21 protein-coding genes and 1 tRNA gene are annotated in these 17,535 nt (G+C 45.9%); 14 read left to right on the top strand and 8 right to left on the bottom strand.

Annotation, left to right across the window (positions count from 1 at the left end; genetic code table 11):
* Positions 1 to 254: 254 nt before the first annotated feature.
* The 5 genes from tldD to OEU88_RS14075 all read left to right on the top strand — a co-directional run bounded on the left by tldD (position 255) and on the right by OEU88_RS14075 (position 3,851).
* Positions 255 to 1,688 (top strand): metalloprotease TldD, encoded by a 1,434-nt coding sequence (gene tldD / locus OEU88_RS14095; protein ID WP_262695846.1) that lies wholly within the window; start codon positions 255 to 257, stop codon positions 1,686 to 1,688.
* Positions 1,689 to 1,738: 50 nt separating this feature from the next.
* Entirely contained in the window at positions 1,739 to 2,281 is a 543-nt protein-coding gene (locus tag OEU88_RS14090; RefSeq protein WP_262695845.1) for a PAS domain-containing protein, read from the top strand.
* 72 nt (positions 2,282 to 2,353) lie between these two features.
* Positions 2,354 to 2,941 carry a PAS domain-containing protein gene (locus OEU88_RS14085; RefSeq protein WP_262695844.1) on the top strand — a complete coding sequence of 196 codons (588 nt, stop codon included), beginning with the start codon at positions 2,354 to 2,356 and terminating at the stop codon, positions 2,939 to 2,941.
* 48 nt (positions 2,942 to 2,989) lie between these two features.
* Positions 2,990 to 3,520: a PAS domain-containing protein gene (locus tag OEU88_RS14080; RefSeq protein ID WP_262695843.1), complete on the top strand. Its 531-nt coding sequence runs from the start codon at positions 2,990 to 2,992 to the stop codon at positions 3,518 to 3,520.
* A 255-nt stretch (positions 3,521 to 3,775) separates the two neighbouring features.
* Positions 3,776 to 3,851: transfer RNA gene (locus tag OEU88_RS14075), tRNA-Thr, on the top strand.
* 71 nt (positions 3,852 to 3,922) lie between these two features.
* Here the strand turns inward: OEU88_RS14075 and OEU88_RS14070 are convergent.
* The 3 genes from OEU88_RS14070 to OEU88_RS14060 all read right to left on the bottom strand — a co-directional run bounded on the left by OEU88_RS14070 (position 3,923) and on the right by OEU88_RS14060 (position 5,912).
* Positions 3,923 to 4,483, bottom strand: coding sequence for a PAS domain-containing protein (locus tag OEU88_RS14070; RefSeq protein WP_262695842.1), 561 nt, complete (start codon positions 4,481 to 4,483; stop codon positions 3,923 to 3,925).
* A 77-nt stretch (positions 4,484 to 4,560) separates the two neighbouring features.
* Positions 4,561 to 5,199 carry a CoA transferase subunit B gene (locus OEU88_RS14065; RefSeq protein ID WP_262695841.1) on the bottom strand — a complete coding sequence of 213 codons (639 nt, stop codon included), beginning with the start codon at positions 5,197 to 5,199 and terminating at the stop codon, positions 4,561 to 4,563.
* A 2-nt stretch (positions 5,200 to 5,201) separates the two neighbouring features.
* Positions 5,202 to 5,912, bottom strand: coding sequence for a CoA transferase subunit A (locus tag OEU88_RS14060; protein ID WP_262695840.1), 711 nt, complete (start codon positions 5,910 to 5,912; stop codon positions 5,202 to 5,204).
* 159 nt (positions 5,913 to 6,071) lie between these two features.
* Between OEU88_RS14060 and OEU88_RS14055 the strand changes: the two genes are divergently transcribed.
* Positions 6,072 to 6,338, top strand: a complete 267-nt coding sequence (locus OEU88_RS14055; protein ID WP_262695839.1) for a hypothetical protein — start codon at positions 6,072 to 6,074, stop codon at positions 6,336 to 6,338.
* Positions 6,339 to 6,368: 30 nt separating this feature from the next.
* Here the strand turns inward: OEU88_RS14055 and OEU88_RS14050 are convergent, their stop codons facing one another.
* Entirely contained in the window at positions 6,369 to 7,070 is a 702-nt protein-coding gene (locus OEU88_RS14050) for a helix-turn-helix transcriptional regulator (RefSeq protein WP_262695838.1), read from the bottom strand.
* 133 nt (positions 7,071 to 7,203) lie between these two features.
* Here OEU88_RS14050 and OEU88_RS14045 point away from each other — a divergent pair, with 133 nt between their 5' ends.
* The 3 genes from OEU88_RS14045 (at position 7,204) to OEU88_RS14035 (ending at position 9,760) form a co-directional block, all read left to right on the top strand.
* Positions 7,204 to 7,941: a glutathione S-transferase family protein gene (locus OEU88_RS14045; protein WP_262695837.1), complete on the top strand. Its 738-nt coding sequence runs from the start codon at positions 7,204 to 7,206 to the stop codon at positions 7,939 to 7,941.
* 47 nt (positions 7,942 to 7,988) lie between these two features.
* Positions 7,989 to 8,366 carry a VOC family protein gene (locus OEU88_RS14040; RefSeq protein WP_262695836.1) on the top strand — a complete coding sequence of 126 codons (378 nt, stop codon included), beginning with the start codon at positions 7,989 to 7,991 and terminating at the stop codon, positions 8,364 to 8,366.
* 185 nt (positions 8,367 to 8,551) lie between these two features.
* Positions 8,552 to 9,760, top strand: a complete 1,209-nt coding sequence (locus OEU88_RS14035) for a DUF418 domain-containing protein (RefSeq protein ID WP_262695835.1) — start codon at positions 8,552 to 8,554, stop codon at positions 9,758 to 9,760.
* A 12-nt stretch (positions 9,761 to 9,772) separates the two neighbouring features.
* Here the strand turns inward: OEU88_RS14035 and OEU88_RS14030 are convergent, their stop codons facing one another.
* The 4 genes from OEU88_RS14030 to OEU88_RS14015 all read right to left on the bottom strand — a co-directional run bounded on the left by OEU88_RS14030 (position 9,773) and on the right by OEU88_RS14015 (position 13,314).
* Positions 9,773 to 10,930 (bottom strand): serine hydrolase domain-containing protein, encoded by a 1,158-nt coding sequence (locus tag OEU88_RS14030; protein WP_262695834.1) that lies wholly within the window; start codon positions 10,928 to 10,930, stop codon positions 9,773 to 9,775.
* A 155-nt stretch (positions 10,931 to 11,085) separates the two neighbouring features.
* Positions 11,086 to 11,619, bottom strand: coding sequence for an inorganic diphosphatase (gene ppa, locus OEU88_RS14025; protein WP_262695833.1), 534 nt, complete (start codon positions 11,617 to 11,619; stop codon positions 11,086 to 11,088).
* Between the two features lie 53 nt (positions 11,620 to 11,672).
* Positions 11,673 to 12,611 carry a 4-hydroxybenzoate octaprenyltransferase gene (gene ubiA / locus OEU88_RS14020; protein ID WP_262695832.1) on the bottom strand — a complete coding sequence of 313 codons (939 nt, stop codon included), beginning with the start codon at positions 12,609 to 12,611 and terminating at the stop codon, positions 11,673 to 11,675.
* Positions 12,612 to 12,690: 79 nt separating this feature from the next.
* Entirely contained in the window at positions 12,691 to 13,314 is a 624-nt protein-coding gene (locus OEU88_RS14015) for a class I SAM-dependent methyltransferase (protein ID WP_262695831.1), read from the bottom strand.
* Positions 13,315 to 13,396: 82 nt separating this feature from the next.
* On the opposite strand from OEU88_RS14015, the gene OEU88_RS14010 reads away from it, so the two are divergent.
* The 5 genes from OEU88_RS14010 to OEU88_RS13990 all read left to right on the top strand — a co-directional run bounded on the left by OEU88_RS14010 (position 13,397) and on the right by OEU88_RS13990 (position 17,522).
* Entirely contained in the window at positions 13,397 to 13,789 is a 393-nt protein-coding gene (locus OEU88_RS14010) for a helix-turn-helix domain-containing protein (RefSeq protein ID WP_262695830.1), read from the top strand.
* 109 nt (positions 13,790 to 13,898) lie between these two features.
* Positions 13,899 to 14,639 (top strand): 16S rRNA (uracil(1498)-N(3))-methyltransferase, encoded by a 741-nt coding sequence (locus tag OEU88_RS14005; protein WP_262695829.1) that lies wholly within the window; start codon positions 13,899 to 13,901, stop codon positions 14,637 to 14,639.
* Between the two features lie 146 nt (positions 14,640 to 14,785).
* Positions 14,786 to 15,358 carry a cysteine dioxygenase family protein gene (locus OEU88_RS14000; protein ID WP_262695828.1) on the top strand — a complete coding sequence of 191 codons (573 nt, stop codon included), beginning with the start codon at positions 14,786 to 14,788 and terminating at the stop codon, positions 15,356 to 15,358.
* A 141-nt stretch (positions 15,359 to 15,499) separates the two neighbouring features.
* Positions 15,500 to 16,879, top strand: coding sequence for a glutamate--cysteine ligase (locus OEU88_RS13995; protein WP_262695827.1), 1,380 nt, complete (start codon positions 15,500 to 15,502; stop codon positions 16,877 to 16,879).
* Between the two features lie 178 nt (positions 16,880 to 17,057).
* Positions 17,058 to 17,522 carry a (2Fe-2S)-binding protein gene (locus tag OEU88_RS13990; RefSeq protein ID WP_262695826.1) on the top strand — a complete coding sequence of 155 codons (465 nt, stop codon included), beginning with the start codon at positions 17,058 to 17,060 and terminating at the stop codon, positions 17,520 to 17,522.
* The last annotated feature ends 13 nt before the right edge of the window (positions 17,523 to 17,535 follow it).

The following is a 17,535-nucleotide window of genomic DNA, read 5'->3' as shown; positions in this document are numbered from 1 at the left end:
TGCTGGCCCCTATTGAATGCGCGCTTGTTATACCAGAGGTTTTCGCTGGCTCAAGTCCATGTCGCACTCTTAATGCATTTTTCTTCGCATTACCTATGTTAATTTCAGGTTATCAATCGCAGATAATCCCTGAAATACTTGAGTTTTGATCCTATAATAGTCAAAGTAATTTAAATTTCACGTATGAACGCGCGGCAATTAGCCGCAATTTACTGCGTGATTAATGCTTATGTTTTGATTAAAGGGACACCTGAATGGCCGAATCCACACCTGCTCTCAACTTTTTCTTCAACGAATCCGACCTGGATGAGAGCAAAACGCAATCTCTGATCGAAAAAAGCCTGCACGGGATGGATGATGGTGAGCTTTATCTTGAATCGACTCAATCAGAGGCCTTCAGCTTTGATGATGGACGGTTAAAAGCTGCAAGTTTTGATTCGAGTCAAGGTTTTGGCTTGCGTGCCGTTACAGGCGACTCAACAGGGTTTTCGCATTCAAACGAACTGTCTCATGCTGCCATAGAACGAGCAGGCGACACTGTGCGTGCGATTAAATCCGGCAACGGCGATGTTATGAGCAATGCTCCAGCGCGCACAAACAAGCAGCTGTACAGTCCGAACAACCCATTAACCGGCATAGATTTCGATAAAAAAGTAAAACTACTGGAAAACATCGACGCTTACACGCGCGCACAGGATGACCGCATCCGACAAGTTAGTGCCTCGCTGTTAGGTAGCTGGCAGGCTATTGAAATTATTCGCGCCGACGGTCACCGTGTGCGCGACGTACGCCCGCTTGTACGCTTAAATGTTTCTGTTGTTATGGGCGACGGCGAACGGCAGGAAATGGGATTTGAAGGCGCTGGCGGCCGTGAAGGATATGACTTCCTGTTTGATGAAGCTGTTTGGCAGGCTCAGGCGCGAGAAGCAATCAGGCAAGCGGATGTTAATCTGGAAAGCGTGGCTGCACCAGCAGGTGAAATGACAGTTGTCCTAGGCCCAGGCTGGCCCGGCATCTTATTACATGAAGCAATTGGTCATGGCCTTGAAGGTGACTTTAACCGGAAAAAAACATCTGCATTTGCAGGTTTACTGGGTGAACAAGTGGCTGCACCCGGCATTACGATCGTTGATGATGGCACCATTAATGCGCGGCGCGGTTCTCTAACCATAGATGACGAAGGAACACCGACAGAACGCACCGTGTTGATCGAAGACGGCATTTTAAAAGGCTACATGCAGGACCGGCTTAATGCGCGGCTAATGGGCGTTAAAGCAACAGGTAATGGCAGGCGCCAAAGTTTTGCGCATGCACCTATGCCTCGCATGACCAACACATTTATGTTAGCTGGCGACAAAGACCCAGCCGAAATTCTCGCAAGCGTCGATGACGGCCTGTACGCCGTTAACTTTGGCGGCGGGCAAGTAGATATTACGTCAGGTAAATTCGTATTTAGTTGTACTGAAGCTTACCGCATTCGTGGCGGCAAGCTGGCGGAGCCCGTTAAAGGCGCGACGCTTATCGGCAACGGTCCTGACGTGTTGAAACGTGTATCAATGATCGGAAATGACCTAAAACTGGATAACGGTGTTGGCACATGCGGCAAAGGCGGACAAACCGTCCCTGCTGGTGTTGGCCAACCAACGTTGCGTGTTGATGGTTTGACGGTCGGTGGTACCGCTGCTTAACAAACATGGTGTCCTCGACCTGAGTGATTGTATGACAAAGGCAAAGACTGATGATTAGTGAACTACAATCAGTTCGGGAACAGAATCTCCGCGAAATTGCGCACCCCATTACTCATGAGGAGGCAATGGCCACTGCATCATTCGCGGAGCCGTTTAAGTTGTTTGAGATTTGGCGTAAATTACCCGGTGACATTCCACACTACAGCCACGTCAAACCAACCCTTTTCAGGCCTAGTTTGCTCCCTTCCATGTATATTCTGGATGTATTGCCAGCGGATGACGACGAAAATGAAACCGGTGATGTCGATTTTCGATTTCGCCTATTCGGGACGGCAAACCGCGATAACTATGGTAAAGAGGCAACTGGCAACCGGTTGTCTCAATCTGCCCGTGAAGGGGCAGACCAGGGTGTAGCAAGCGGATTTGGCCTAACTCAACAAGCCTACCATAAACGTGTCGCTCAATTTCTGATGTGCGAATATTACAAGAACCAAACCATTATAAAAACCGTAAGCTTCGTTGTTTTGCCTCTATCTGACGATCAAGGTAATATAGTGCGCATGTTTGGTTGCGGCATATGGATGACACCTTAAGCATGTTGCTGGCATGAAACATCGATGAAATTATGGTAGAGTTACACCGCTAACATTACTTGGTGCACAACAATGATCGGCTCACTTAAAGCTATATTAACTAAAACTGAACGGAAAACTCACAGGTTTATGAAGATTCACGCTCAATCAGTTGTTGAAGACGAACTTAGGGAAGTATCGCGTGTTCTACCTTATGAAGAAATTACCGAGATCAGCTCATTTGAAGAACCGGTCAAGCTTTTCAGGCAATGGTTAGCGCTTCCAGGCGATATCCCGCATTATCGTGACATCAAACCCAACCTTTTCGATCCAAGTCTCTTACCCTTTATGCATATCCTTGATGTGATCCCTCTTTCCGATGAGACAAACGATACCGGCGACATTGATTTCCAATTCCGCCTGTTCGGCACCGGCGCCCGCGACCATTACGGCAAAGAAGGGACAAGCCGCCGCTTATCACACATGTCTCACGCAGGATCAGGCAACGGCTTTGATATCACAAAGCTTGCCTGTGAAACAAAAACTGCACAGTTTTTACTCTCTCATTATTACAAAAATGAAAGGCACGTAAAAACAGGGAGCTTTGTGATCATGCCGTTATCTGACGATAAAAATGAAGTTGTACGCATGTTTGGTTGCGGCATATGGACAACACCGTGATGATCACGGAACATAAAATATTTTTGAGCGTTAAAATACGAGGCTGTGTTGACTGAGTTCAGTACATATACACCCTGGAAGTCTGTTAAAGAACAAAACCTGAAGGCTGTGTCTTGTGAGGTATCCGAACGAAAAGCCTCCAACAACCGAATTTTTGAAAAGCCGCTTGAATTACTTGAAAAGTGGAAAGCGATGCCGGGGGACGTGCCGCACTTTAAAAACATAGACCCTGTAAAGATTGGCGCAGATATGCTGCCGATTCTTTTCATTCTGGATGTAATAGAACAGGAAGATGCCGCACCGGACTTTAAATGGCGGCTGTTCGGTACTAAAAACACCCAACGTTACGGGATTGAAGCAACAGGATACAGGCTATCCAAGGCCATGCATCTGGACGCTTCTATTGCACAGAGCCTGCGTTTGGCCCGCCTTGTATATCACACACATGAGCCGCGGTTCATGGAAACACATTTCGTGAAAAAGGCCGAAATCGTTTATCAGGCCAGCACAATTATTCTACCATTATCGGACGATAGCGGAAAAGTTGTTCGTTTATTCGGCTGCACAGACTGGCATTAAAATCACAAGAATCTGTATTTCTGCGCCAGCATTAATATTCAAACATGGTTAGAATAACCCGTCTGCTTTCGTTATTTTCACAAGGATAAATGCAACGGCGATTGAGCCGACAAGCGTTTGGATTAGCCACACTATAAAAAATGCATTTTTTTACTTGCAAGCTATAAAGCATAGCGATATACGATCCTCCGGTTCAGGGACACACTCCAATGAACCACACATCGTTGTGCTTCGCATATAGATGTTTGAAAAGATGCCGGTATAGCTCAGTTGGTAGAGCAGTTGATTTGTAATCATCAGGCCCCGAGTTCGAATCTTGGTGCCGGCACCACTTTCTCCTCTCTCATGTAAAACTGACATAGCTACAATGACGTTTATCCAAACGTTCGCTAGCTTGTCTATTTACATAGCTGGCATGCCTGCTCCTATGTCGATTGAGCTATATTGATCTGAGGAATTCACCACATTTTGCTCATCAGATTTTGTAAAAGATGAATGTGGTATAGGTCTTAATATTGCGGCAACTTGCATCAATTGCATAGGCGCATCATCTGTATTCGGCTGAATTGGTACTGAAACACCAACAATATCAATACTTTCATCTTTACTGGATACAATTGTTACGGCCCATGCAGCAATGCATGGGTGCTTGGCAACAACCATTAACCGTCTTGAGCGTTCCGCTCGCTCATCCGGATGTGTTAGGTCCAAATAGTTGTGACCGGTAAAGTCCTGACCGTATATATCCAGGAATGTACTGCCAATATAGCGGCAAATGATCCTGGTATCCGAGATCATATCAAACATAAGGCTGCTTTTTAACAGATTGGATACATCCGTCAGTTTAATATCAGCCCGCTTAGGCAACAAACTATCGCCGCGCCAATTATCCCAAGCAGCCAATAACTGACATATATCAGGGTGATCCGCATATTGCGGCAATTCAAAATTAGTTTCGGTCATTGCATAACCCTCAAACGGCTACCATGCTGCCAAAACTACAATGCACTGGATAGGATAACAAATTGATAATCTGGCGCTTAAAGAAGGCAGGCCTCTGTCTTGGCTCTAACTTCTTCCATTGAAATACCGGGCGCTAATTCAACAACCTTCAAACCACCAGCAACAACATCAAACACACCCAAGCCCGTAACAATACGATCAACCACCTGCGTACCTGTTAACGGTAACGTACATGCCTTCAACAGCTTTGGGTCACCAGCTTTGTTCGTATGATCCATGAGAACAACAACACGCTTCACACCAGCAACAAGGTCCATGGCGCCGCCCATACCTTTGACCATTTTGCCTGGGATCATCCAGTTTGCCAGATCGCCGTTTTCGGCAACCTCCATGGCACCCAAAATACTGAGATCAATATGACCACCGCGGATCATACCGAAGCTGTCCGCGCTAGAAAAGTAGCTGCTGGTCGGCAGTTCCGTGATCGTCTGCTTACCTGCGTTAATCAAGTCAGCATCAACTTCATCATCTAGAGGAAACGGTCCCATGCCAAGCATACCATTTTCAGACTGCAGCGTAACGTGCATACCATCCGGAATGTAGTTGGCCACAAGGGTTGGAATACCAATACCGAGGTTTACATAAAATCCATCTTGCAATTCTTGCGCTGCACGGGCAGCCATTTGATTACGGTCCCAACCTGATGCATTTGTCATGATCAAACCTCCGCTTTACTGGCAACACGAACTGTGCGTTGCTCAATACGTTTTTCAAAATCACCTTTGATAATACGCTGTACAAAAATGCCGGGCGTATGAATATTATCCGGGTCTAACGCTCCCGTTTCAACGATCTCTTCCACTTCAACAATCGTTACCTTGCCAGCCGTTGCCATCATCGGATTAAAGTTACGTGCAGTTTTACGGTAAACCAGATTACCTTCCGGGTCTGCCTTCCATGCCTTAACAATTGACACATCAGCAACAAGACCTGTTTCCATGATGTATGTCTCACCATCAAACTCTCTATGATCTTTACCTTCAGCGATCAACGTGCCGACACCCGTTTTGGTGTAGAAACCCGGGACACCTGCGCCACCAGCGCGAATACGCTCCGCAAGCGTGCCTTGCGGGTTAAATTCAAGCTCTAATTCGCCTTCAAGATACTGGCGTTCAAACTCTTTGTTCTCGCCGACATACGAGCTGATCATTTTCTTGATCTGTTTTGCATCCAGTAAAACACCGAGGCCAAAACCATCAACCCCGCAATTGTTTGATACAATTGTAATGTCACGTGTTCCGGCTTTATGGACCGCCGCAATCAAGTTCTCAGGAATACCACACAGACCGAAACCGCCTGCCATCATATTCATGCCATCAAAAAGCAAACCGTCCAGCGCACTTTCCGCACTATCATATATTTTCTTCATGTGGTTACTCCTTATACTCGGGTAATAATGAGGCGCTTCTTATAACAATACAACAGCCTAGGCAACATAGGCCAAACTAAGCTGCCTTGAACAAACCACAATGCATTCTTATATCTAATATTAATAATAAAAGAACGACAGCGAATTTGGAGAAATACAATGATGCGCATTTTATGCCGTGTAATCGGAAGCGCGCTTTGCTTTATTGGCTTAATCGGTATGCTAACACCGATACCATTTGGTTTGATTTTCTTTGTAATTGGCCTGTTATTTCTTATCCCAACAACACCGTCTGCAGTTACTGCTGTTCAGTGGGCACGTCGCAAAGTACGCCTTTTTGATCGCACCATGAGCGCGGTAACTAACCGCATGCCCTACCCTTATCGTCGTGTGCTTAGAAAAACTGAAGTAACGCCTGATTGGTAAAAATGGCTTATTTTTCATAAAGAAAGGCAATTAGTTTTTATTTACCTTTTTTGTGCCGGTTACTTCTTCTTTCCAGGCTGCCAGCAATCTTCCGTTGCCTCCGTCGTATTTGTCTGTCGTCACGTGAAAATGTGTAATTCTATCTGTCCTGAAATGACGAAATGCTGCGCGCAGTTCACACCAGGCGGAGAGAAGCGTGCTGCCAGCAAAAAAGGCAATGGCAACAGGCCATACTATACGTTTCGAAATCACACCATTGGCGTCACCGTACTCAATTTCGACTTTTGATTGGTTGCGGATGCAATCATTCACAACAGCCATGTCTATAATACCATGCCCGATACCAAACATCGGTGGCGCATAAAGTGCGACATTCTCCATTCGTGATTGCAGATTGTCCGGCACAGCTGATTTGATTTTGGCAAGCACACGGTCAGCAGTTTTCTCGATGCTGTCACCACCACGCTGTGCCGCCAAACGTGCGCCAAGAACAATCGTTTCGATTTCGTCCATTGTGAACATGAGTGGCGGCAAATGAAACCCTGGCCTCAGCACATAACCAATTCCAGCTTCACCTTCGATAGGGACACCCTGCCCCTGAAGTCCAGCAATATCCCTGTATATCGTGCGCTCAGACACACCAAGTTCGCGCGACAAACTAAGCGCCGTGACCGCACTGGGCTTCTCACGCATAATTTCAATTATCTCAAATAACCTGTCAGCACGGCGCATAAGCATTTCCTCTCTGAATGCGAATATACCCTATCACTCCTGACACAATATGTCAGGAGGCTGGCAGTATGATGATTTTGGTTCCGAGCACGACACGAACCAAAGAAGTGATTTTCTTTAAGAGGAATAAAAAATGTCATCAGAAAGCTTGACACTCTATACTTTTGAAACTCCCCAAGGCTTCTTCAATATGAGCCCTTTCTGCGTAAAAGCAGATATTCTATTAAAAATGGCAAACCTGCCTTTCAACACAGAACTGCCAGAGGATTATAAAGTTTTCTCAAAAGGAAAACTGCCTGTTCTCAAAGACGGTGATACTATTATTCAGGACTCTGAATTTATTCGCCGCCATATCACTGACAAATACGGCGAAACACTCGACGGCAACTTGACAGCACAAGACAAAGCAACTGGTCATGCACTGATACGTATGCTGGAAGAACGCACGATTATGGGCCTTGTTCAAGGCCGCTGGATTGAAGACGCTGGCTGGGAAGTGCTTGAACCTCTGTTTTTTGGCGAACTACCTGCAAATGAACGAACTGAAGTAGGAAAAACCGTTCGCGAGCAAGTCAGCGAGAGCTTGAAATCCAATGGTTTTGGTCAACACACGCATGATGAGCAGCATATACTTTTGTCTGCTGATATTGCCGCACTTGCAACCTTACTGAACAACAGAGATTGGTTTTTCAGCGACCAGCCAACCTATATCGACGCCGCCGTATTCGGCATGCTCGTTAATTTTTACGCGGCTCCCGTTCCAACACCAATGGCTGCTTTAATGGCTGCCCATGACAATCTGGTTGCATATGTGAACCGAGGTCTTGAGCAGTGGTACCCTGATGTATTGAAAATGATGGCAGCAGAATAATAGCGAAACCCCAACACATTAAACTGACAACAACAAAGGAGAGAGAAATGATTGGATATATTACAGTAGGCACAAATGACATGGCCAAGTCGGCAGCATTTTATGATGCATTACTCGGCGAAATGGGTGCAAAGCGCGCGATGGATGAAGAGAGTTTCATTGTATGGTCAAACGGTGCTGGCATGTTTTCCATCACCAAACCATTTAATCAAGAACCTGCAACAGTCGGCAATGGCGTGATGGTTGCCTTTATGGCTCAAGACCGCGAAAGCGTTGATCGTTTGTATGCAAAGGCAATTGAACTGGGTGCAACTGATGAAGGAAAACCGGGTGTACGCGGTGGTGATGAAAGCTCGTTTTACGCAGCTTACTTCCGTGACTTAGACGGGAACAAGCTAAACTTCTTCCATGCACCAATGCCATAAACATTGATATCGAGAAAAACATTAAAGACCCAGCATTGCTGGGTCTTTTTTGCGATATAAACCGTTCAACAGCTAGCTGGTCGTCCCACCTATTTGTGTTTTCGTATCTTTAATTATCCACATTTAAAGACTATTTAAAATAAAGCCTTATCATCCAACGCAAGATTAACAAAGCGGATGTCACAGTGAACGAGACACAACCAGCGAGAATAGAGCTACTGGACGTCATCAGAGGCGTTGCCGTCCTAGGTATTCTGTTGATGAACATCCGCATGTTTTCAGAGCCATCAGCGGCATATTTTAACCCAAATGCATATGGCAACTTCACGGGTATCGACAAAATATGGTGGACATTTCAGTATGTCTTTGCCGACCAGAAGTTTATGGCAATATTCTCAATGTTGTTCGGTGCCAGCACAGCGATAATTTGTGATGGACTAATGCGGCGCGGTGAGCCGGTTTTTGCGACTTATGCCAAGCGTATTATCGGTTTACTTCTTATCGGTCTAGCCCACGCGTATCTGCTATGGAGCGGCGATATTCTTGTTAGCTATGCATTGGCTAGCTTTATCCCATTCTTATTTCGCAATGTGAGATGGTATCTAACGGCACTTGCTGGGTTAGGCCTGTTAGCGTTCGGTGCACTCTCCAGTGTAGGAGCATATTACTATTTCATTGAATTACCGGCTGAGGCGATAAACGAAATATCACAGCAAATGTGGCAACCAACAGAAACAGCCTTGCTCGCTGAAGTTAACGCACATCAAGGGACATGGCTTGAGCACTTTGCCTATCGCATGCATCATGCCTGGGAGTTTCAGACCGATATTTTCCTAAGTTGGGGTATCTGGCGTGTTGGCGGCATGATGCTGTTGGGGCTTGCGTTATATCGCCAAGGGTTTCTTGCCGGTAAATGGACAGGTAAGGCATACGCAGTTACTGCACTTATCTTTGTAACATTAGGCCTTGGTCTGGTCGTTAACGGCTTTCTTGCCAACGAAGCAGCCATGTGGCAATTCCCATATTCATTTTTCCTTGGAAATATTTGGAACTATGCAGGGTCTGCCGTCACAGCTATCGGCTATATCGCCATCATCGGATGGCTACTCAATTCTACCAACTTCCGTTTTGGTTTCACGGCTTTCGCTAATGTCGGGCGCGCAGCCTTATCAAACTATCTGTTCCAGACCATCTTTTGCATTACCATATTCTACGGTTTCGGCTTGGGCTTATACGGCGAGCTTGTTCGCGCCCAAGCGGCTTTCATTGTATTTGCCGCATGGGCAACACAAATTACGCTGACCAGCTTATGGTTTAGGCACAAGTCTAAAGGCCCAATAGAATCCATTTGGCATCGATTTACCTATGCACGCTGGTTTGGCAGCGGCGCATAGGAAATTTCAAGTTTATTTGTTTAAGCTTGAGTACTTCCATCGCCAAGGCAAGCCCGTTGGCCCCATGATAAACTCAACAATCTGAGGAAACACACGGTCACCTTTGGCGGTATTAGATAAAAGAACAACACACTTCTTAGCTTCTATCAAACAAACCAACATATTATCTGTTTTTTCATTGTGCCCACCTTTAGCGAAACCCAACCCTTGCGGACCGTACCACGTTTCAGCGCCGAGGCCAGCCGACAGGCGCAACTGAACATTACGCGGGTCGATTGTATTATCTAAAGTTGGAAACTGACTGGGTGATGTAATGTTGATAACCGGCTTAAGCAGTTCATCAAAAGCAGCATTAGACAATATTTTGCCGCGCATCAATGCAGCCACCCATGCAGATAGGTCATTGAGAGTTGTATCCATTGAGCCTGCCGCACGCACATTTGATTGCATGTTGTGGCCAAGATTTTCACCATCAACAGCATAGCCTTGCGCAAAGTTAGGCCGAAAATCGTCGCGCCAAACCAAACTTGTCCGTGTCATGCCCAAAGGGTCAAAAAATCGCCGTTGTAGTTCACTGCCTGTTTTAATACCAAGTGCCTCTTCCACAACTAACTGGGCAATATAGTAGCCCTCGCCCGAATAGCCATATCGTTCACCAGGCTCATAAAAAAACTCCAGTTTTGCATCAGGGTCAAACCCGCCATCAGGGGTGAAGAAACGAAAATTGGGAAAACCGGTCGTGTGACCAAGTAGACTACGCAAAGTCAATTTGCGCCATCGCTCGTCCCCTTCCAGGTCTGAAAACCTTTCATATGTAGGGAGCGGATTTGGCAAAAGCTTGGCAATTGATGTATCCAAATCCAGTTTCCCCTCATGAACCAGCTGCATTACAAAAGTTGAAAATACAAATTTAGTAATTGAAGCACCATACATAACGGTATCAGCATCAAGTGCTGTTTCAGTCTCGGTCTCGCGAAAGCCATAGGCCTTTTTGTAAACAACCTTGCCATTTTCAATGACCGCAAGCGCTATTCCCGGCACATTCTCTTCCTGCATATGCGCATTCACTTTATCGTCAATAGCATTTGTTTCTGGCAACGCCGTAGCCGCCATCGCAGTCGATACTAAAAGTAATGATACAGACAGTAATTTTATGTAACGGGTAAACACCTTATTTTGCTCCTTGTTGTTGCTGTCGCAAGGAACATTCGCGAGAATTCACGCAATGCATACAAGATGAATATTGATGAATATTAATGAATATTCTGATTTCGGACACAAAAAAGCCCGGCGAAACCGGGCTTTTTAATAGTTATATGTTTTTATTACTCGCTAGCTGCTTCGGCTTTTATGCCACTTTCAATCAGTTCTGCGGCTTTTTCTGGACCTTCCCAGCCCATAATTTTCACCCACTTTCCTGATTCCAGATCTTTATAGTGCTGGAAGAAATGTGCGATTTGATCAAGGAATATTTTTGGTAGCTCCTCATAGCTTTGCACACCTTTATAGAACGGGTGTAGCTGATCAACAGGTACCATCAGAAGTTTCTCATCCATACCAGCTTCATCTTCCATGATCAAAACACCAAGAGGACGACAACGCACCACAGCGCCGGGCATAATCGGTGTTCTGTTAGCGATCAGTACGTCAACGGGATCACCGTCATCAGCAAGTGTGTGCGGGATAAAGCCGTAATTACACGGATAACGCATGCTCGTGTGCATAATCCGGTCAACAAACAACGCACCAGAGTCTTTATCCAGTTCATATTTCACTGGTTCTGTGCCTGCCGGCACTTCAATAATCACATTGACGTCCCAAGGTGGGTTTTCGCCAACGGAAATTTTCTTGATATTCATCGATAAGTTCCTTGATCGACGGGTTTGGGGAGGCGTTCAATCATCGCATCTGGTCAGGCTGTCAATTGCCCAGCAACAAGGCTGGCAAAAACAATCCAGCCAAACGCTATGTTTGAGCGGAAAACTTCTAAACAAACCACAGGTTCATCAATATTTACCCGTTTGATTTGTGCGCCGAGGTGTAAACCAGCCAGCGCGATGCCGACATAATAGATTATACCAAGGTTTGCAAGATATCCTGCATAAATAAGACCAAGAAAAAACACAGCGTAGAATCCGGTGAGCCAGAGGCGCGTATGCTGCCCTAGTGTCAAAGCGGTCGATTTCACACCGATGATGGCATCATCTTCCTTATCCTGGTGCGCATATATTGTGTCATACCCCAATGTCCAAAACAAACAGCCAGCATACAGCACCATAGGCGCTGTACTTAACTCACCCTTCAAGGCCGCCCACCCCATGAGCGCCCCCCAGTTAAACGTTAAGCCCAGCCATGCCTGCGGCCAACCGGTAATCCGCTTCATAAACGGATAAGCAGCAACAAGCACAAGCGAGCCTAAGCCAAGCCAAACAGCAAAAACATTCATGGTCAGAAGTACAGCGAGACCAATCAGACTAAGGGTAGTCAAAAACATCCACGCTTGCTTAACCGTAACCTCGCCAGCGGGAATGGGCCGCGTTCGTGTGCGCTCGACTTTGCCATCAAAATCACGGTCGATAATATCATTATAGGTACAGCCAGCACCACGCATTGCCAGCGCACCAATTGCAAATAGGGCAAACCATGTCGCAAGCGCTAACACAGCTTCGCCGCTGTATGCGAGCGTAACAGACCACCAACAAGGCCACAGCAACAGCCATGAACCAATCGGTCGGTCAAGCCGCGCCAACTTCAGGTAAGGCCGCATAAAAAACGGTGCCTGCCGGTAAACCCAGCTACCCTCAACTGCATCGGCCGCTTCCACTACTTTCTTTTTTGATCTCAAAAACATGCTCTGTCGCTACGCCGGGGCATACAAAGTGTCAAGCCTCGACATACAGTATGCTATGATTAAACATCCTGCCTAAACCTTACTTTGTAGGTTTGCGGGCAATAAATTGTGTCACAGCACTTGATCCAAAATGATGCTCGCCTTCGTGAATTTCGCGCACAATGTCCTGTGCCAAAATGAGGTCAAACTCTTCGAAGAATTCTTTAAGTTGGTCGAGCGACGCTAAATAGGAGGCATCGCGTGGTCCGCCAGTTCCATACTTCAACTGCTTTCTATTGTATGCTTCCAAAATAAAAACACCGCCCGGCTTTAATGCCTGCTTAACTGACTTATAAACAGTAAGCCGTTCCGTATCATGCAAATGACAAAAGATTGAAACGACAGCATCCCATGATGCAACCCCCATCTTATACGCTGTGAGGTCAGCGAGATCATATTCAATGACCACCTTATGCGCCTTAGCAAGCTTCAAGGCTTTTTCCTGTCCATTTAATGAAAAATCCACGCCGTGAACATGGTATCCTTGCTGCGCTAAATAAACAGCATTGCGCCCCTCACCTTCCGCAAGGCTCAACACCTGACCGCCATGACTTATAAGGTGAGCTTGCGCTTGCAGAAAATCGTTTACCTGCACCCCATACATATAACTTTCGTTTTTATATCGCTCATTCCAGAATTCTGATCCTGTAAACTCGTGTGTCATGGTTTTCTCCTGAAAATACCTATTGTTCTTCTATTCATAAACACTAGAATACAAGTTCAAGTTCACTTTAGGTCAAGAGAAAATGTTGGATATTTCTGAAGTATCAAAACAAGCTGGCATACCTGCATCTGCAATCCGTTTTTACGAAGAAAAAGGGCTGATTACGTCTACAGGGCGGCGTGGGTTAAAGCGTCTGTTTGATTCAACAATTCTTGAGCGCTTGTCGCTTATTGCTCTTGGCCAACGCGCAGGCTTTACGCTTGAAGAAATAGGTGGCATGTTTGCCGCTAACGGCAAAGCCTTGATAAATAGGCAAGTCTTATCCGACAAGGCGAATTCGATAGATCGTACCATCAAACACCTAAGTGCCATGCGCGACGGGTTGCGCCATGCGGCTAACTGCCCTGCAAAAAACCACTTTGAATGCCCAACTTTTCAGCGCCTGTTACGCATCGCCACCAAAAGAAGGGACTAATTGCATTAGCAAGCAGCGACGACAATCAAGCAAGACGAAACACAGATTATTTAATTATTTTCTATAAAAGACTATAGAGTTCCGATTGGTCTGCAATACCGAGGTCACCATGAACGACAAAGCCAACATTCGCCTTTATATAGAAGAAAGCCTCTCACAAGGCATGTCCATCACATTTGATAAAGACCAATCGCATTATCTGGCAAATGTGATGCGTAGTAAACTTGGTAGTGAAATTGCGATTTTTAATGGGCAAGATGGTGAATGGATTGGGGAAATTACGGACATTCAGAAACGAGCAGTTACACTGCAGCTGAATGAGCGTAGAAGAGAACAAGCAACTGAACCCGATGTTTGGCTGGTATTTGCACCTATTAAAAAAGCACGTATCGACTTTATTGCACAGAAGGCGACCGAACTTGGGGCCAGCCTCCTATTACCAATTTATACACGCCGAACAATTGTTGACCGTGTAAAGACAGACCGGCTACACGCCAATGCTGTTGAAGCAGCAGAACAATGCGAACGCCTCACTGTACCAACTATCGGCGAACCCGTTAAGTTTGAGAAATTAATGGCCGATTGGCCCGCTGATCGCCGCATTATGTTTTGCGACGAAACACTGTCTGGTAAGCCAGCGCACACAGCGCTTTCCAACTTTACAAAAGTGCCAAAAGAACCATGGGCTATTTTCATTGGGCCCGAAGGCGGGTTTGATGATAGTGAACGCAGCTTTCTACATAATCATAAAAACGCTGTTCCCGTTTCATTAGGGCCGCGTATTATGCGTGCAGATACAGCTGCAATGGCCGCTCTTAGCCTTTGGCAATCAGCATTGGGTGATTGGTAAGATCTTACAAAAATAACTCTATTATTAGAATGAACATCATAACTAAACGCCAATTAAATAGAATTTAAAAAACAAATTTCAGTTAATAATTGGTATATTCACCCACATATCCAGATTAATGTAAATTGAATAGGCTACTTATTATTATGGACGGAGCATTCTATTTTGAAAGCGACAAGCACTTATCTCGATTAATTGATGAAACCAGCAATGTTACACGTGCACTTGATGGCACAAACCATCGCATTACAGTCGCTTCACTATTACGCCTAGCACTACCGCATGTTGAAAAAATTGAATTAGATAATTCGCCCATCAATGAAAATGGATATTCACGCCATATGATATATGCTGATCCTGCTGGCCGTTTCAGCATTATTGCAGTCAAATGGATGCCCGGCGCATGCACACCTGTTCATGGTCACAACGCTTGGGGTTGCGTTGGTGTGGTCAATGGTGAAATCGGATGTGAAACATACGAGCATAAAAACGGAGGTTGTCCAGAAGGGTATGAACCCGAAAAAGAACTGGACGTTACCGACCTTGTTTCAACAGGGAAAATAATAGCCGGCCCCGGCAAAGTAGCGAGCGTAGAGCCCGACCCATGCGGCATTCACCGTATTTTCAACCCAACAAATGCGCCAGCTACAACACTACACATATACGGCATGAATTTATCCGAGAATCCAGACGGCCTTAACAAATGGTATGAACGTTAGAGCTTGATTAACGGCGAATATTTACCGCCCAAATAATATCGGATTAGCTCACATAGCTGTGAACATATTTTAAGTTGCTTGAAACAACGCGATCAAAATCCTATTTTCTCTGCTTACAGAGGATTAGGAATTCCCCCTTTTATGTCTAGCAGCACCACATCCGATAAAAATTCACTTATAGAAAATAAAGAGCAGCTTGTCTCTTATCTGGAAACCGGATGTAAACCGGACCGGTCATCATGGCGTATTGGCTGTGAGCATGAGAAGTTTATCTTCCACCGCAAAGATAACTCTGCATTGACATATGAAGGCGAAAATGGCGTTGCCGGTGTTCGCGACGTTCTGATGGAGTTTGTAGATCGTGGTTGGAACCCGGTTGAGGAAAATGGCAATGTTATTGCGGCTCTCAAGGACGGAGCGTCAGTGACATTGGAGCCCGGCGGCCAATTTGAACTTTCCGGCGCGCCGCTCGAAACAATTCACCAGACATGTAACGAGACATCTGAACACTTACGTGTAACTAGGGAAATTGGCGAGAAGTTTGACATCGGCTTCCTGGGGCTTGGTTTTCACCCAACCGCAACGCGGGCTGATATTCCTATCATGCCGAAGCCACGCTATGACATTATGCGTGCCTATATGCCAACCGTTGGTACAATGGGCTTGGATATGATGCTGCGCACATGCACTGTGCAGGTAAATCTGGACTTCGCTAACGAACGAGACATGGTTGAAAAATTCCAGATCAGCCTTGCTCTACAGCCACTGGCCACAGCATTGTTTGCCAACTCGCCGCTGAAAGAAGGTCGCCCAAACGGTATGCGTAGTTTGCGCAGCCATGTATGGACCGACACAGACGATGATCGTTGCGGAATGCTGCCTTTTGTATTCGAGGACGGTATGGGGTTTGAGCGCTGGGTTGATCACGTGCTTGATGTGCCTATGTATTTTGTGCGTAGAAATGGACAATATATTAACGCTGCAGGGCAGTCTTTCCGCGACTTCATGAATGGCAAACTACCCGCCCTGCCCGGTGAGCTACCAACACTTGCTGACTGGGAAGACCATATGACGACATTGTTCCCGGAAGTACGCCTGAAAACATTCCTTGAAATGCGTGGTGCAGACGGCGGACCTTGGTCAAGGCTGTGTGCATTGCCGGCTCTATGGGTAGGCTTGCTATATGACCCATCCGCACAAGCTGAAGCCTTAGCGCTAATTAACGGCTGGTCGTTAGACGATATGGAAAAAATGCGCGACGACGTGCCTAAAATGGGGCTTGCCACAGAAGTAGGCGGACAATCATTTCAAGACCTTGCGAAAGTTGTTTTAGGTATTGCTGACAGAGGTCTGAAAAATCGCGGAAAACTTTCTACTAGCGGCGAAACAGAACAAGGCTTTCTGTCGGACCTTTGGGAAAGCGCACAAACGGGCATGACACCAGCTGACCATATCCTAGCTGACGTAAACGGTAAATGGGGCGGCGACGTTTCTCGTATCTTTAAAGAATACAACTATTAAACTATAGTTTAATGCACAATTTTCACTCCTTTCGTTAGCGCATAAATTGCGACGAATAGACGTAAACTTGCGACTAGCTGGCAAGATTTTTGTTATCAAATAACGTATCTTACTTATCAACCACCATAACGCTGACGGCTATATGTCGGCTTTGATACCAATTGATAAGGGGGATAACATGGCAATTTCATTCACAATTAATGGCGCACGCAGAAGCTTTAACGGCGACGAAGAAATGCCGTTACTTTGGCATTTACGTGAAGAAGCTGGCCTGAAAGGAACCAAATTTGGCTGCGGCATCGGTCAATGCGGAGCTTGCACTGTTCATTTGGACGGCGATGCGGTCAGAAGCTGTTCTGTTCCCATGTCTTCATTAGACGGTGCTTCCATTACAACGATTGAAGGTTTAGCTGAAGGCGATGACCTGCATCCTGTACAAGAAGCATGGATTGAGGAAGATGTCCCGCAATGCGGCTACTGTCAGGCCGGTCAAATCATGGCCACCGTTGCTTTCCTGAAAGATACACCGAATCCGACCGATGATGACATTAATAATGGCATTACTAACCTGTGCCGTTGTGGAACGTACTACCGCATTAGAAAAGCGATCAAGCGTGCTGCTGAAAATATGCAAACCGCATAATTATCTTCATCAA

Origin of the sequence: Kordiimonas aquimaris, assembly GCF_025574485.1 — a bacterium.
Classification (GTDB): domain Bacteria; phylum Pseudomonadota; class Alphaproteobacteria; order Sphingomonadales; family Kordiimonadaceae; genus Kordiimonas; species Kordiimonas aquimaris.
This window is presented reverse-complemented; position numbering and strand designations above follow the sequence as displayed.

What these genes read in the sequence shown, in the direction of transcription:
- tldD (WP_262695846.1), top strand. Translation starts at nt 255, where the DNA reads ATGGCCGAATCCACACCTGCTCTCAACTTTTTCTTCAACGAATCCGAC.
- ppa (WP_262695833.1), bottom strand. Translation starts at nt 11,619, where the DNA reads ATGAATATCAAGAAAATTTCCGTTGGCGAAAACCCACCTTGGGACGTC.
- OEU88_RS14005 (WP_262695829.1), top strand. Translation starts at nt 13,899, where the DNA reads ATGAACGACAAAGCCAACATTCGCCTTTATATAGAAGAAAGCCTCTCA.
- OEU88_RS14060 (WP_262695840.1), bottom strand. Translation starts at nt 5,912, where the DNA reads ATGAAGAAAATATATGATAGTGCGGAAAGTGCGCTGGACGGTTTGCTT.
- OEU88_RS14090 (WP_262695845.1), top strand. Translation starts at nt 1,739, where the DNA reads ATGATTAGTGAACTACAATCAGTTCGGGAACAGAATCTCCGCGAAATT.
- OEU88_RS14000 (WP_262695828.1), top strand. Translation starts at nt 14,786, where the DNA reads ATGGACGGAGCATTCTATTTTGAAAGCGACAAGCACTTATCTCGATTA.
- OEU88_RS13990 (WP_262695826.1), top strand. Translation starts at nt 17,058, where the DNA reads ATGGCAATTTCATTCACAATTAATGGCGCACGCAGAAGCTTTAACGGC.
- OEU88_RS14010 (WP_262695830.1), top strand. Translation starts at nt 13,397, where the DNA reads ATGTTGGATATTTCTGAAGTATCAAAACAAGCTGGCATACCTGCATCT.
- OEU88_RS14070 (WP_262695842.1), bottom strand. Translation starts at nt 4,483, where the DNA reads ATGACCGAAACTAATTTTGAATTGCCGCAATATGCGGATCACCCTGAT.
- OEU88_RS14015 (WP_262695831.1), bottom strand. Translation starts at nt 13,314, where the DNA reads ATGACACACGAGTTTACAGGATCAGAATTCTGGAATGAGCGATATAAA.
- OEU88_RS14055 (WP_262695839.1), top strand. Translation starts at nt 6,072, where the DNA reads ATGATGCGCATTTTATGCCGTGTAATCGGAAGCGCGCTTTGCTTTATT.
- OEU88_RS14085 (WP_262695844.1), top strand. Translation starts at nt 2,354, where the DNA reads ATGATCGGCTCACTTAAAGCTATATTAACTAAAACTGAACGGAAAACT.
- OEU88_RS14040 (WP_262695836.1), top strand. Translation starts at nt 7,989, where the DNA reads ATGATTGGATATATTACAGTAGGCACAAATGACATGGCCAAGTCGGCA.
- OEU88_RS14050 (WP_262695838.1), bottom strand. Translation starts at nt 7,070, where the DNA reads ATGCGCCGTGCTGACAGGTTATTTGAGATAATTGAAATTATGCGTGAG.
- OEU88_RS13995 (WP_262695827.1), top strand. Translation starts at nt 15,500, where the DNA reads ATGTCTAGCAGCACCACATCCGATAAAAATTCACTTATAGAAAATAAA.
- OEU88_RS14045 (WP_262695837.1), top strand. Translation starts at nt 7,204, where the DNA reads ATGTCATCAGAAAGCTTGACACTCTATACTTTTGAAACTCCCCAAGGC.
- OEU88_RS14065 (WP_262695841.1), bottom strand. Translation starts at nt 5,199, where the DNA reads ATGACAAATGCATCAGGTTGGGACCGTAATCAAATGGCTGCCCGTGCA.
- ubiA (WP_262695832.1), bottom strand. Translation starts at nt 12,611, where the DNA reads ATGTTTTTGAGATCAAAAAAGAAAGTAGTGGAAGCGGCCGATGCAGTT.